12 protein-coding genes are annotated in these 13990 nt (G+C 71.4%); 2 read left to right on the forward strand and 10 right to left on the reverse strand.

What is annotated here, in order from left to right; all coding sequences use genetic code 11:
* Position 1: 1 nt before the first annotated feature.
* Positions 2-2953: an excinuclease ABC subunit UvrA gene (gene uvrA / locus MRBLMI1_RS05015; RefSeq protein WP_367727071.1), complete on the reverse strand. Its 2952-nt coding sequence runs from the start codon at positions 2951-2953 to the stop codon at positions 2-4.
* 375 nt (positions 2954-3328) lie between these two features.
* Complete coding sequence (locus MRBLMI1_RS05020) at positions 3329-3793, reverse strand: MarR family winged helix-turn-helix transcriptional regulator (protein WP_367727072.1); 465 nt, start codon at positions 3791-3793, stop codon at positions 3329-3331.
* A gap of 1 nt (position 3794) precedes the next feature.
* Here MRBLMI1_RS05020 and MRBLMI1_RS05025 point away from each other — a divergent pair, with 1 nt between their 5' ends.
* Positions 3795-4031, forward strand: a complete 237-nt coding sequence (locus tag MRBLMI1_RS05025; RefSeq protein ID WP_367727074.1) for a hypothetical protein — start codon at positions 3795-3797, stop codon at positions 4029-4031.
* 18 nt (positions 4032-4049) lie between these two features.
* Here MRBLMI1_RS05025 and MRBLMI1_RS05030 read toward each other — a convergent pair whose 3' ends face one another.
* The 3 genes from MRBLMI1_RS05030 to coaE all read right to left on the reverse strand — a co-directional run bounded on the left by MRBLMI1_RS05030 (position 4050) and on the right by coaE (position 7290).
* Positions 4050-4472 carry a VOC family protein gene (locus MRBLMI1_RS05030; RefSeq protein ID WP_367727075.1) on the reverse strand — a complete coding sequence of 141 codons (423 nt, stop codon included), beginning with the start codon at positions 4470-4472 and terminating at the stop codon, positions 4050-4052.
* Positions 4473-4486: 14 nt separating this feature from the next.
* Complete coding sequence (gene uvrB, locus MRBLMI1_RS05035; RefSeq protein ID WP_367727077.1) at positions 4487-6556, reverse strand: excinuclease ABC subunit UvrB; 2070 nt, start codon at positions 6554-6556, stop codon at positions 4487-4489.
* Positions 6557-6690: 134 nt separating this feature from the next.
* A complete protein-coding gene (gene coaE, locus MRBLMI1_RS05040; RefSeq protein ID WP_367727078.1) occupies positions 6691-7290 on the reverse strand; it encodes a dephospho-CoA kinase in 600 nt (199 codons plus the stop codon).
* A 94-nt stretch (positions 7291-7384) separates the two neighbouring features.
* On the opposite strand from coaE, the gene MRBLMI1_RS05045 reads away from it, so the two are divergent.
* Positions 7385-7759, forward strand: a complete 375-nt coding sequence (locus MRBLMI1_RS05045) for a response regulator transcription factor (RefSeq protein WP_367727079.1) — start codon at positions 7385-7387, stop codon at positions 7757-7759.
* A 107-nt stretch (positions 7760-7866) separates the two neighbouring features.
* Here MRBLMI1_RS05045 and MRBLMI1_RS05050 read toward each other — a convergent pair whose 3' ends face one another.
* From MRBLMI1_RS05050 to MRBLMI1_RS05070, 5 genes are all read right to left on the reverse strand, one after another.
* Positions 7867-9015, reverse strand: coding sequence for a hypothetical protein (locus MRBLMI1_RS05050; RefSeq protein ID WP_367727080.1), 1149 nt, complete (start codon positions 9013-9015; stop codon positions 7867-7869).
* Entirely contained in the window at positions 9012-10631 is a 1620-nt protein-coding gene (locus MRBLMI1_RS05055; RefSeq protein ID WP_367727081.1) for a sensor histidine kinase, read from the reverse strand. The genes MRBLMI1_RS05050 and MRBLMI1_RS05055 overlap by 4 nt, the downstream gene beginning before the upstream one ends.
* Before the next feature lie 115 nt (positions 10632-10746).
* The gene (locus tag MRBLMI1_RS05060) at positions 10747-11301 is read right to left on the reverse strand and encodes a GIY-YIG nuclease family protein (protein ID WP_367727082.1); all 555 of its coding nucleotides are present in this window, start codon (positions 11299-11301) and stop codon (positions 10747-10749) included.
* Between the two features lie 41 nt (positions 11302-11342).
* Positions 11343-13637, reverse strand: coding sequence for a maltose alpha-D-glucosyltransferase (gene treS, locus MRBLMI1_RS05065; RefSeq protein ID WP_414685783.1), 2295 nt, complete (start codon positions 13635-13637; stop codon positions 11343-11345).
* Between the two features lie 177 nt (positions 13638-13814).
* Positions 13815-13988 carry a hypothetical protein gene (locus MRBLMI1_RS05070; RefSeq protein WP_367727087.1) on the reverse strand — a complete coding sequence of 58 codons (174 nt, stop codon included), beginning with the start codon at positions 13986-13988 and terminating at the stop codon, positions 13815-13817.
* Positions 13989-13990: the final 2 nt, after the last annotated feature.

The raw sequence follows: 13990 nt of genomic DNA on the forward strand, positions 1-13990 counted from the left end.
CTCAGGCTCCCTGGCCGGCCAGCTCCGGCTCGCGCTCCGCGGCGATCGCGTCGAGGTTGCGCTGCGCGCCGGTCCGCCCGGTCTCGAGCAGCTCGGCGAGGAAGGCACCGGTGTGGCTCTCCTCGACGCGGGCGACCTGCTCGGGCGTGCCCGTGGCCACGATCGTGCCGCCCCCGGCGCCGCCCTCCGGTCCGAGGTCGATGACCCAGTCCGAGCTCTTGATGACGTCGAGGTTGTGCTCGATGACGATGACGGTGTTGCCCTTGTCGACGAGACCGTTCAGCACCTTCAGCAGCAGGGAGACGTCCTCGAAGTGCAGACCGGTGGTCGGCTCGTCCAGCACGTAGATCGACCGGCCGTTGCTCCGCCGCTGCAGCTCGGTCGCGAGCTTGACGCGCTGCGCCTCGCCGCCGGAGAGCGTGGTGGCCGACTGCCCGAGACGGACGTAGCCGAGACCCACGTCGACCAGCGTCTTGAGGTAGCGGTGGATCGCCTGGATGGGCTCGAAGAAGTCGGCGGCCTCCGAAATCGGCATCTCGAGCACCTCGGCGATGTTCTTGCCCTTGTAGTGCACCGACAGGGTGTCGCGGTTGTACCGCTTGCCGTGGCAGACCTCGCAGTCGACGTAGACGTCGGGAAGGAAGTTCATCTCGATCTTCAGCGTGCCGTCGCCGGAGCACGCCTCGCAGCGGCCGCCCTTGACGTTGAAGCTGAAGCGTCCGGCCTGGTAGCCGCGCACCTTCGCCTCGGGTGTCTCGCTGAAGAGGGTGCGGATGCGGTCGAACACGCCCGTGTACGTGGCGGGGTTCGAGCGCGGGGTACGGCCGATGGGCGCCTGGTCGACGTGCACCACCTTGTCGAGGTTGTCGAGGCCGGTGACGCGCGTGTGCTTGCCGGGGACGCGACGGGCGCCGTTGAGCTTGGAGGCGAGCACCTCGTACAGGATGCCGTTGACGAGCGTGGACTTGCCGGAGCCGCTGACGCCGGTCACCGCCGTGAGCACGCCGAGCGGGAAGTCGACGGTCACGTTCTTGAGGTTGTTCTCGCGGGCGCCGACGACGGTCACCTGACGCTTCTTGTCGATCTTGCGGCGCTTCTCCGGCGCCTCGATCGAGCGACGACCGGAGAGGTAGGCGCCGGTGAGCGAGCGATCGTCCTCGAGCAGCTCCGACAGGGGGCCGGAGTGAACGACGTTGCCGCCGTCGACGCCCGCGCGGGGTCCGATGTCGACGACCCAGTCCGCGGCGTGGATGGTCTCCTCGTCGTGCTCGACGACGATGAGCGTGTTACCCAGGTCGCGCAGAGTCACGAGGGTCTGGATGAGGCGGCGGTTGTCGCGCTGGTGCAGACCGATGGAGGGCTCGTCCAGCACGTAGAGCACGCCGGTCAGGCCGGAGCCGATCTGCGTCGCGAGACGGATGCGCTGCGCCTCGCCGCCGGAGAGCGTGCCGGCCGCGCGGCCCAGGCTGAGGTAGTTCAGCCCCACCTGGAGGAGGAAGTCCAGGCGGACGCGGATCTCGCGCAGCACGGCCGCGGCGATCTTGGCCTCGCGGTCGGAGAGCTCGAGCTTCGAGAAGAACTCGCGGGCCTCGGCGAGGCTGAGCCGCGAGGCCGCCGCGATGGAGGTGTCGTGCACGAGCACCGCGAGCACCTCGGGCTTGAGGCGGTCGCCGTCGCAGACCGGGCAGGGCACCTCGCGCAGGTACTCCGACCAGCGCTGACGCTGGGTGTCGGACTCGGCCTGGAGGTACTGCCGCTCGATGTAGGGGACGACGCCCTCGAAGCCGGACGAGTAGCGCATCTCGCGGCCGTAGCGGTTCTTCCACTTGACCGTGACCTTGTAGTTCTCGCCGCGCAGGACCGCGTTCTGCACATCGCGCGAGAGCTTGTTCCACGGGGTGTCGAGCGAGAAGTCGAGATCGCGGGCGAGCCCCTCGAGCAGCCGCTCGTAGTACTGGAACAGCCCCTTGCCCTGGGTGGTCCACGGGAGGATCGCCCCCTCGCGGATGGACAGCTCCTCGTCGCCGAGCATCAGGTCGACGTCGACGGACATGCGGGTGCCGAGGCCCGAGCACGCGGGGCAGGCGCCGAACGGCGCGTTGAAGGAGAAGGTGCGCGGCTCGATCTCGGTGAGCTGCAGCGGGTGCCCGTTGGGGCAGGCGAGCTTCTCGGAGAAGGACTGCCAGGCGGCATCCCCCTCCTCGTCGACGAAGTTGACCTGCATGATCCCGCCGGCCAGCCCGAGCGCGGTCTCGACCGAGTCGGTCACGCGGGACAGGTTGTCGCCGGTGGCGACGAGGCGGTCGACCACCACGGCGATGTCGTGCTTGTAGCTCTTCTTCAGGGTGGGCGGCTCGGCCAGCTGGATGAGCTCGCCGTCGACGACCGCGCGCGCGTAGCCCTTGGCGCTCAGCTCCTTGAAGAGGTCGACGAACTCGCCCTTCTTCTGCGTGACGACCGGCGCGACGATCTGGTAGCGGGTGCGCTCGGGCAGCTCCATGAGCTGGTCGGCGATCTGCTGGACCGTCTGGCGCTGGATGCGGGCGCCGCACTCCGGGCAGTGGGGCACGCCGATGCGCGCCCACAGCAGACGCATGTAGTCGTGGATCTCGGTGATGGTGCCGACCGTCGAGCGGGGGTTGCGGTTCGTCGACTTCTGGTCGATGGACACCGCCGGGCTGAGGCCCTCGATGAAGTCGACGTCGGGTCGGTCGACCTGTCCGAGGAACTGCCGGGCGTAGGCGCTGAGGGACTCGACGTACCGGCGCTGACCCTCGGCGAAGATCGTGTCGAAGGCGAGGCTGGACTTGCCCGAGCCCGACAGACCCGTGAACACGACGAGCGAGTCGCGCGGGATGTCGAGGTCGACGTTCTTCAGGTTGTGTACGCGGGCACCGCGGACGCTGAGCTTTCCGCTGGTATTTCCGGGCGAGGAGACAGGAACGATGGGCACCCGTCAAGTCTAGGTCGGGCCTCCGACATCGGCCCCGGGTTCGCCCCGGGCGCACGAATGTGCGACCGCACGGGGCTGGAGGGAGGAGATGAAGCGACCGGAGGGCGAGAACCCGCGCGGAGCTCCTCCCCTCCCGGCATCCCCTCCCCCGACCGCCAACGCAAACTGCGACCCGGCGTCGCTGGAGGGAGGAGAAGTCGCCACGGGAGGGCCATAACCCGCGCGGAGCTCCTCCCCTCCCGGCATCCCCTCCCCCGACCGCCAACGCAAACTGCGACCCGGCGTCGCCGGAGGGAGGAGATGAAGCGACCGGAGGGCGAGAACCCGGGCGCGGCTCCTCCCCTCCCGGCATCCCCTCCCCCGACCGACGCGTGGTCAGTCCCGCGTCGGAGCGGCGAAGGGGGCGAGGCCGTCGCGCAGGGCGGCCAGGGCGGCGGCGTCCAGACCCGTGCGCTGCATGATCTGGGCGGGCACGGACAGCGCCTGCGCGCGGAGCGCCCGCCCGTCCTCGGTCAGCGCGATGTCGAGCACACGCTCGTCGTCGGCGCGACGGCGGCGGACGACGCGGCCCTGCGCCTCCAACCGCTTGACCAGCGGCGACAGCGTCGCCGGCTCCATCGCCAGCGCCGCGGCGAGCGCGCCCAGCGACCGCGGCGACTCCTCCCACAGCGCGAGCATGACGAGGTACTGGGGGTGAGTGAGCCCGAGCGGCTCGAGCACGGGCCGGTAGACGCCCACCACGTTGCGCGCCGCCGTGACGAGCGCGAAGCACACCTGGCTCTCGAGAGCGAGCGGGTCGTCCACAACGCCACCTCCGGGAATCGTTAGTACACTAATCATCATGACACGAAGGGATGCCGACCGGCCGCCGCTGCGCGACCGTGTCCGCGAGGCCGGCGGGTGGTACCAATACCTCAACACGCGGCTCATCCGCGTGGCGGGACCCGCCTCGGTGGGTCCGTACGAGACCACACCGGAGCCGGCGCGCGCCGGCCGCCCGTGTCCCCTGTGCGGTCACGCCATGACCGAGCACGAGGTGGACCGATCGGGTCCGAAGCCGCTGCTGCACTGCCCGTGAGACGCGACGCCGCGGGCATCAGCCGAGTACGGGTCTGCTCTGCGCATCGAGGGGCCACCCGGGATTGACCGCGACCTCCCACGGGTGTCCGTCCGGATCGACGAACACGCCGGAGTAGCCGCCCCACGGCGTCTCCGCTCCGGCCCGCGCGAGCCGCGCACCGGCGGACTCCGCCTGCGCGAGGATCCGATCGACCTGGGCAGCGTCGCCGACGTTGTGCGCGAGGGTGATCCCGCCCCATCCCCCGGCGTCCGCGACACCGGAGTCCGCGGCGAGCGCCGCGCGGTCCCACAGGGCGACGACCATTCCCCCGGCGTCGAAGAACGCCACCTCCCCCGCGACCGATGACGAGTGCGCTCGCCACCCCAGCGCGCCGTAGAAGGCGATGGCGCGTTCGAGGTTCGCGACACCGAGGGTGACGAGCGTGACGCGTTGATCCATGGCGGCTTCTGCGATCAGGCGTGACCGGCGCGCTCCATGGCGCGCAGCTCCTTCTTGAGGTCCTGGACCTCGTCGCGCAGCCGACCGGCGAGCTCGAACTTCAGCTCCCCCGCCGCCGCGAGCATCTGCTGCGTGAGGTCGGCGATCGTCGACTCGAGCTGGTCCGCGCCCTCGGCCGCGATGCCCGTGCGACGCAGCTGCGGTGTCGGCGACTTGCCCTTGCCCGCCTTGTCGTTGCGCGACAGCAGGTTCTTGGTGTCGGTGGCCTCCCGAGCCAGCACCTCGGTGATGTCGGCGATCTTCTTGCGCAAGGGCTGTGGGTCGATGCCGCGCTCCTTGTTGTAGGCGATCTGCTTCTCGCGGCGACGCTCGGTCTCGTCGATGGCGTTGCGCATCGAGTCGGTGATCTTGTCGGCGTACATGTGCACCTCGCCCGAGACGTTTCGGGCGGCGCGGCCGATCGTCTGGATGAGGGAGGTGCCGCTGCGCAGGAACCCCTCCTTGTCGGCATCCAGGATCGCCACAAGCGACACCTCGGGCAGGTCGAGGCCCTCGCGGAGGAGGTTGATGCCGACGAGGACGTCGTACGTGCCCGCGCGGAGCTCCGTCAGCAGCTCGACGCGGCGCAGGGTGTCGACGTCGGAGTGCAGGTAGCGCACCCGCACGCCGTGCTCGCCCAGGAAGTCCGTGAGCTCCTCGGCCATCTTCTTCGTGAGCGTCGTGACGAGCACGCGCTCGTCGCGGTCGACGCGCACCCGGATCTGCTCGAGCAGGTCGTCGATCTGCCCCTTGGACGGCTTGACGACGATCTCGGGGTCGACGAGACCGGTCGGGCGGATGATCTGCTCCACCACCCCGTCGGCGATGCCCATCTCGTACCGGCCGGGGGTCGCGGAGAGGTACACCGTCTGACCGACGCGGTCCTTGAACTCGTCCCACCGGAGCGGCCGGTTGTCCATGGCGCTCGGGAGCCGGAAGCCGTGGTCGACGAGCGTGCGCTTGCGCGACGCGTCACCCTCGTACATCGCTCCGATCTGGGGCACGGTCACGTGCGACTCGTCGATCACCAGGAGGAAGTCGTCGGGGAAGAAGTCCAGCAGGGTGTGCGGCGGGTCGCCGGGCATGCGCCCGTCGATGTGCCGCGAGTAGTTCTCGATGCCGGAGCAGAAGCCCAGCTGCTGGAGCATCTCGAGGTCGAACGTGGTGCGCATGCGCAGACGCTGCGCCTCGAGCAGCTTGTTCTGCGACTCGAACTCCTTCAGACGCTCCTCGAGCTCGTGCTCGATGGTCCCGATCGCCCGCTGCACCGTCTCGGTGCCCGCCACGTAGTGCGATGCGGGGAAGATCGGCACGGACGCCATCTTCTGGATCACGTCGCCCGTCAACGGGTGCAGCGTGTACAGCGCCTCGATCTCGTCGCCGAACATCTCGATACGGATGGCGTACTCCTCGTACACCGGGATGATCTCGATCGTGTCGCCCCGGACACGGAAGTTGCCGCGCGAGAAGTCGACGTCGTTGCGGTTGTACTGCATGGAGATGAACTTGCGGATGAGCTGGTCGCGGTCGTACCGCTCCCCCACCTGCAGCGCCACCATCGCCCGCAGGTACTCCTCGGGAGCACCCAGGCCGTAGATGCAGGACACCGTCGAGACCACCACGACGTCGCGACGCGACAGCAGCGAGTTGGTCGTCGAGTGGCGCAGGCGCTCGACCTCGGCGTTGATGGACGAGTCCTTCTCGATGAAGGTGTCCGTCTGCGGGACGTAGGCCTCCGGCTGGTAGTAGTCGTAGTACGACACGAAGTACTCGACCGCGTTGTTCGGCATGAGCTCGCGGAACTCGTTGGCGAGCTGCGCCGCCAGCGTCTTGTTGTGGGCGAGCACGAGCGTCGGACGCTGCACGGCCTCGACGAGCCAGGCGGTCGTCGCCGATTTGCCCGTTCCCGTCGCGCCGAGGAGGACGACGTCGGTCTCACCGGCGTTGACGCGGGCGGCGAGGTCGGCGATGGCCTGCGGCTGGTCGCCCGACGGCGAGTATTCGCTGATGACCTCGAAGGGGCGGACGGAGCGCGTGGCCTGCATGCTTCCAGCGTAGGCGGGGCCTCCGACATAGGGGTCGGGTTGCGTTCGCCGTGCGCGAGCGCGCGACGGCGGCGGCCCCCACGGGGGCGCGTGGACGCCTCACCCGCACGACGGCGGCGCGCGCGGCGAGGTGATCAGGCAGGGCCGACGCGGGCCCAGAGCTCGTCGACCTGCCGACGGGTGGCATCCATCGTCCCGTCCGTGTCGATGACGACATCGGCGAGGGCCAGGCGCTCCTCGTCGGAGGCCTGCGAGGCGATGCGCGAACGCGCCTCGTCCTCCGTCATCCCGCGTCCCTCGACGAGCCGGCGGGTGCGCACCTCCGCCGGGGCGTGCACGACCACGACCAGGTCCCACGCGTCGCCGCTCCGTGCCTCGGCCAGGAGCGGGACGTCGTAGACGACGACCGCGGCGGGGTCCTCCGCGAACGCCGCGGCGAACCGGCGGGCGGACTCCGCGCGGACGGCCGGGTGCACGAGGGCGTTCAGGGCCGCGAGCCGTTCCGGGTGCCCGAAGACGCGTGCGCCGAGCGCGGGCCGGTCCAGCGACCCGTCGGGCCGCAGCACCTCCGCACCGAACTCCTCGGCGATCGACCGCAGGACGGGCGAGCCCGCCGCCTGCACGTCGCGGACGATCGCGTCCGCGTCGACCACGACGGCGCCGTGCGCGGCGAGCATGGCCGAGATCGTGGACTTTCCGGATGCGATTCCGCCGGTCAGCGCGAGAAGGGGCACGAACCGAGGATGCCACAGGGTTCGCGGGCGCGCCCGGGGAAGTGGTCTACGCTGTACCGGATCGCGCGCGCCGCGTGCGACGGAGAACGGACCCATGACCCAGTCGAACGTCGCGGTCGTCGTCGAGGACGACGTCGACATCCGGGGACTCATCTCGGCGGTGCTCGAGCAGATCGGCCTCGAGGTCCGGACCGCGCCGGACGGCCTGCGGGGCGTCGAGCTCGTCCGCGAGTCCGACCCCGTCCTCACGACGCTCGATGTGAGCATGCCCGGCATCGACGGGTTCGAGGCCACGCGGCGCATCCGCGGGTTCAGCGCGACCCGCATCATGATCATCAGCGCCCGGGCCACCCCGGTCGAGCAGGGGCAGGGCCTCGCGTGCGGCGCGGACGCCTACCTCACCAAGCCGTTCCGTCCGCGCGAGCTGCGCGAGCGGGTCCAGGAGCTCATCGGCGCGACCGCCGGCTGAGCCCGCCGTCGCCTGAGCGCGGGCCCGCGGCTCACCGTCGGGGCACACCGCCCGCGGCTCACCGTCCGGCCGCCCGCGGCTCACCGTCGGGGCACACCGCCCGCGGCTCACCGCCCGGGCACACCGCCCGCGGTCGCCGCGACCGCGGCATCCCGCGCGCGATCCCGCAGCGCCTCGGCGTCGTACCCGACCTCGGCAGTCGTCGCGACCCCCACCCCGACGACCGGCACGATCGACATCCCCAGCGCGGCGAGGTCGTCGACGATGCGGTCGTGCAGGTCGACGGCGATGCGGCCCGCGTCCGCGTCGGCGGACGGGGTGAACGCGACCGTCAGGGTGGTGGCATCCATCTCCCCCAAGGGGGCGGTCGCCGGGATGTGACGGCGCACCGACTCGCGGAAGGCGCGGACGATGGTCTCGGCCTCCTCAGGCCCGAAGGCGCGGGCCACCGCGCCGGCGTCGCACATCTGGGCCACCGCCACGACGAGCGGCTCCCCCGACACCGACGCGCGGGCGGTGAAGGCCCCGAGGGCGAAGCGGAAGGACTCCGGCTGCAGGACCCCGCGCTCGTCGACCACGAGCGTGCGCGTGTCCGCCTGCCCGCGCAGGGCGGACTCGCTCGCCCGCAGGACCGACGTCACGACGACCGTCGCGACGACGAGGATGATCGTGAGGAAGTTCGACGTCGCGGTGTCGAACGCCGCGCGCCACAGCTCGCTCTCGGGCCCGGCCGTCACGAACACGACGGTCCGTCCGAGGAACCACACGGTCTCGATCCAGAGCACGACGGTGAGCCCGGCCGCGCTCCACCGCTGCCCGATCGCGCCCCGCCGCGTCTCGAGCGCCCCCAGGACCGCGAAGACGGCGTTGCCGAGGAACAGCCCGACCCCTCCCGCCCAGTCGCCGCCGTCCGGCCCCTCGGCCAGCGCGGCGACGATCACGGCGGCGACGACGGCCGCCGCGAAGATCGCCGGGGTGCGCAGCGACCGGCCGTTGAAGGCGACGCAGCCGAGCCAGATGAACGCCGTCGCCGCGACGAAGGCGCCGTTGCCGATGGCGACCGCGACGAACGGCTGCGGCAGGAGGACCCACACCAGGTAGCACAACGCCGAGAAGACCCCGGCGAGGAACGTCGCCGACCAGAGGCGGCCCGCTGCGCCGTCACGACGCAGCAGCGTCTCGAGCAGGTACAGGCAGGCGGCGATGAGGATCACCGTCGACGTCATCAGCTGGAGGCTGAACAGATCCAGGGTCATGGGGTCTCTTCTCGCGGGGCGGGGAGGCGCACGACGAACGACGCCCCCTCACCGGGATGACTGCGGACGCTGATGTCGCCGCCGTGGGCGCGGACGATGTCCCGGCTGATCGCCAGGCCGAGCCCGCTGCCGTGGGTGGCCGAGTTGCGCACCGCGTCCGACCGGAAGAACCGCTCGAACAGCCGGGCCTGCTCGGCGGCCGGGATCCCCGCCCCGTCGTCGCGCACCGTCACCGTCACGGCGGAGGCGCCGCGCTCGACCGAGACGAACACGGTCCCTCCCCGCGCGTTGTACTTCACGGCGTTCGAGAGGAGGTTGTCGACGACCTGGCGCAGGCGGTGCGGGTCCACGGGCGCGACGGCGGAGCGGACCCCGGATGCCTCGACGGCGATGGCCTGCTCCGCGGCGCGGGGCGCCACGGCCTCGATCGCGGCGCGGACGATGACCGCCACATCGGTCGGCACGGGCGCGAGCGCGAAGTCGACGCCGTGCGCCGAGGCCGCGGACACCGCGAGGATGTCGGCGACGAGCTCGCGCAGGCGCGCGGCGTTGCGTGCGGCGACCTCGAGCTGGGAGCGCGTCTCGGGCGGGAGGCCGGGGTCGTCGAGCGCGAGCTCCAGGTAGCCCATGATCGACGTCATCGGCGTGCGCAGCTCGTGCGAGACGCTCGCCACGAGATCGTCACGGGCGCGGAGGGCGAGCTGCTCCACGGTCACGTCCCGCGACACGACGACGCTCCCGGGATTCCCGGCGCCGCCGTCGGGCAGCCGTTTCGCGGTGATGCTGAGCGCCCGCCGGTCCGTGCCGGGTGCGCCGAACCACATGAGCTCGCCGTCGAAGGTCATGCCGGCGCGCGCCCGCGCCAGCGGGTTCTCGGACCTGCCGAGCGGGGTCAGACCGTCCGCGGCGTAGACCTCGCCGGCCTCCCCGTCCGGGCACGGTGCGCCGAGCAGCCGGGCGTGCGCCTCGTTCGCGACGGCCGACTCGCCGTGCGCGTCGATCCGGATGACGCCGAAGTCGACGGCATCCAGGACCTGGGTGACGAGGTCCTCCTGCCGGCGGGCGCGCGTGAGGGAGCGACGGAGCTCGGCGGACTGCTTCTGCAGGAGCACGCGCTGCGCCTGCGCGCGCCGCTCGGAGAGGTGCGCGATCGCCGACAGCGCCGCAACGATGAACGGCATCAGCAGGCTCGAGGCCGACAGCACCGCTCCCGGCGTCACGGCGAGCTGCAGCGCGATCACGCCGAAGACGCTCACCGAGACGGTGATCACCCCGACGACGCCGTACACGCTGCCGATCCACATCGCGGGGAAGGCCCACAGCAGGCCGAGCCCGGCGGTCGGGGCGCTCTCGCGCAGCAGGCCGACCGCGACGACGTCGGCGATCGGGATGAGGCCGCTCACCCAGACGGGGAAACGGCTCCACGGCAGGAGGATGGCCGCGGCCGCCCCCGCGAAGACGATGCCGCTGCCGAGGACGAAGGTGGAGGCGTGCTGCACCTGACCGAGGAGCACGGCGGCGACCGTGCCGAGCAGAGCGCCGGCGGCCAGCAGCGTCTGATTGACCAGGATCGTGCGGCGGGTTCCCGCTCGTTCGCTCGGGAGGAGGCCGGGCATGGCTCGACATTAGCGGTCGCACCGGGTCGCTCCGGACGCGTGCGGCGACGGCGCGCCGGGGAGCGCCGCCTCACCCCCGCCGCGTGCGGCGCCGGACGGGTGCGGTACCCCCGCCTCACCCCCGCCGCGCGATCTCCTCGCTCGTCCAGCGCGCGAACCGCTGCCAGGGGTCGTCGACCCCGTCCGCTAGCGCGGCGACGTGCGCCCGCAACGTCTCCGAGGCGCGGAACCACTCCGTGCGGGCGAAGCGGTCCTCGGCGAACTGCGCGTGACGACGACGCTCCACGAGGCGGTCGCCCCGCTCGAACGCGAGGAGCTCGTCGTGCCAGATCGCACCGAGGCGCTGACGCGGGTTGGCCGTCGTGCCGATCTTGATGCGGTCGTCGAAGCGCAGGTAGTAGACGACGTCGACGCGCGGGGGCGGCAGCTCCGCGTCGACGGGGTCGCCCAGGCGCCACTCGCACACCGCGCACAGCCACCCGCTCGGCCACTGGACGCCGAGACGCGACCCGCACAGCACGCACGGGGACGGCAGCACGTCGGTCACCCCCGTCGTCGCGGACCCCCAGTCCGACGCCACCGCGAGGTGCCAGTCGCAGAGCGGCACCGGGGCGAGCGGATCCGCGAGCGCGCGGCATCCCTCCAGGCAGCAGACGGGGCCGGGGATCATGCCCGCAGGCTATCCCCGGCCCCCGACATCGGGCTCCGCGCTCAGTCCTCCGGGACCGGCGGCTCGAGCAGCAGGAACAGGCCCGCGTACGGCCCGAGCTCGAGCGCGAAGCTCTGCAGCTCGTCGACCCGGCCCACCACGTCGCCGGTCGCGGCGTCGACCGCGGTGCTCTGCGGCGCGAGGAACTCCGAGCGCACCGTTCCCTCGATCGTCTCGCCCGAGAAGTTCAGCACCGTGATCTGCAGAAGGGCGTCCTCGATGCGCCGGTCGCCGCCGTCCAGGCGGTGGACCATGACGAGCATGCTCGGGTGGCCCACCTGGGGGATGTCGACCTGGGATGCCACGGCGATCGCGTTCTCTCCGCGGATGCGCAGCACTTCGCGCAGGCCCGACAGGAACGACCGCGGGTCCCGCTGCTGGTCGCCGAGCGAGCCGTACAGCGACCGCGCGCGCGGCATGCCCGACGCCGACCCTGCGGCCTCCGGGGCCACGTCGAGCAGGTCGTGCGCCCCGCGCTCGATCCAGCGGGTGTCGCCCGAGGAGATGAGGTGGCGGACGTCGTCCGCCGGAAGGGTGAGCGATCCCGTCAGGTCCCATCCCGACAGGGCGAAGACGCCCGGCTGCCACGAGTTGTACTTGGCCAGCAGAAGGTGCGCGTCGCGGATCGCGGGCACGTCCTCGTCGGCGATGTCGCCCAGGGTCGCCTTGCCCTGCGTCGCCGCGATCAGCGACGCGGTCGTGCAGGCGATGCCGTTCTGCGTGAACACGAGGTTGTAGTCCGCGTCGACGGTGAGCTTCTGGGTCAGATCGGCCCGCACCGCCTCCGCGATCTCCGCGCCGGTGTGCTCTCCGTGACGGAACGGGTACACCGTGTCGCGGTGCGTCGTGGCCCAGTGCACGAGCTCGTAGGTGAGCTCGTCGTGGTTCTGCATCCCGTGCACGAGCTGCACCGGCTCGACGCCGGTCTCGAGGGCCGTGTTCAGCGCGAGGCGCAGGAACTCGGTGTTCGCCGTCGCGAGCGCGTGGTGGTAGCCCGGTCGCGTGACGAAGTCGTACGACAGGTCCGCGCCGACGGCGCCCGTGTCGCGGATGTCCTCCATCGTCAGGTTCAGCTCCTGGAACGTGAAGCCGCCGACCTTGCGGACCATGCCCGCGATGATGTGGTTCGCCGCGTGCGAGAGCGGGTGCCCCTCCGACCATGCCGGGAGTCCCTCCGCGCTCTTCTCCACCCCGAGGAAGCCGTTCGCGTCGAGGCGGAGCGCGCTCGTCCCGAGGTCGCCGAGGGAGTGCAGGGCGTCCCCGATGACGAGCCGCATGCCCGCGAACGTGGGGTCGAGCCAGTTGATCGAGGGCTGGCCCTCCTTGAAGTAGTGCAGGTAGACCCAGCGGCGCTCCACGCCGTCGACGCCGATGACGGGCGCGGTGGCGCTCCAGTTGGTCTCCTTCACGCCCGGCGTGTAGAAGATGACGCGCTGCAGCTCGCCGATGATGTAGCCGCGGGCGCTGAGCTCGCGCTCGGTGTCGGCGTCGAGGTTGATGGAGTCGCGGCCGGCGGGCACCTCGGGCAGCAGATCCCAGTCCTCCCGCGGGATCTCGACCATGTGGTAGATGCCCGGGTAGTCCTTGAACGCCATCTCGGCGAGGCGGAAGTCCGCACCCTTCCCGGTGTGACCCGGGACGATGTCGTCGATGACGCTGCCGCCGTGCGCGTCGGCCACGTCGGCGACGCGGCGGAAGGCGTGCTCGTCACCGAAGTCCGGGTCGATCTGGGTGCTGATGCGGTCGAAGTGACCGTCGACGCTGGGGGTCTCCTGCCATCCGGTGATGCCCCCGGCGCGCTTGACGGGACCGGTGTGGATGCCGTTGATCCCGACCCACTCGAAGGCCTCCCACAGCGCCTCGTCACCGAGTGCGTCGAGGAAGGACTCCCCCGCTCTGGTGATCAGCGAGATGGGGTAGGCGGTGAACCACACGTCCGTCGACTCGATCGCGCGACGCGCATCGGGACGGGCGTAGGGGTTGCGCCACATCGACGGCTGCCCGGACAGCTGGCGGCTCAGCACGTCGGCGTCCTTCAGCATCGACTGGCGGACCAGCCACTCGATGTAAGAGGGATTGGTGCCGTTCGCGCTGCGCGGGTCGCTGAGGAACCGGCGCAGGGTCCCGCCACGGAACTGGTCGCGCGGTCGGAGGCGACGCGGGCGGGCCGGGTATCGCTGCTCGTCGTAGCTGATCTCGACGACCGGGTCGGCCGGCTCGTCGATCTCCGTGCCGTCGTCTGCGACGGGACGGGCGTCCTCGTCTGCGGTCACGGTCCGCTCGTCGGCATCGTCCACTCCGACCTCCTCTTGTCGTTCTTCGACGCTAGTCGGCCCCGACGAGTTGTCCGCGGGGGATTGACCTCGACGCGCCGGGACGCCAGTGGCATCCCGAGTCCGAAGACCCCGCGGCAGCCGGACGGGGCCGGTTCCGGTTGCCTCGCCCGTCGCCGGCGGAGGAGATGACGGGGCGGGTCAGGCGATGAGCGAGAACGCGTCCGCCGCGGGCAGGGCGTCGGTGTGACCGCCGGTGAACTCCATGCCGCCCAGGAACATCGCCTGCAGCACGAGCGCGAAGACGAACGCGATGGAGAGGAAGAGCACGGCGACACCGGCCAGGGTGATCAGGAGGGGAAGTCGAGAAGCCATGC

Source organism: Microbacterium sp. LMI1-1-1.1, from assembly GCF_040815675.1.
In the GTDB taxonomy this organism is placed as follows: domain Bacteria; phylum Actinomycetota; class Actinomycetes; order Actinomycetales; family Microbacteriaceae; genus Microbacterium.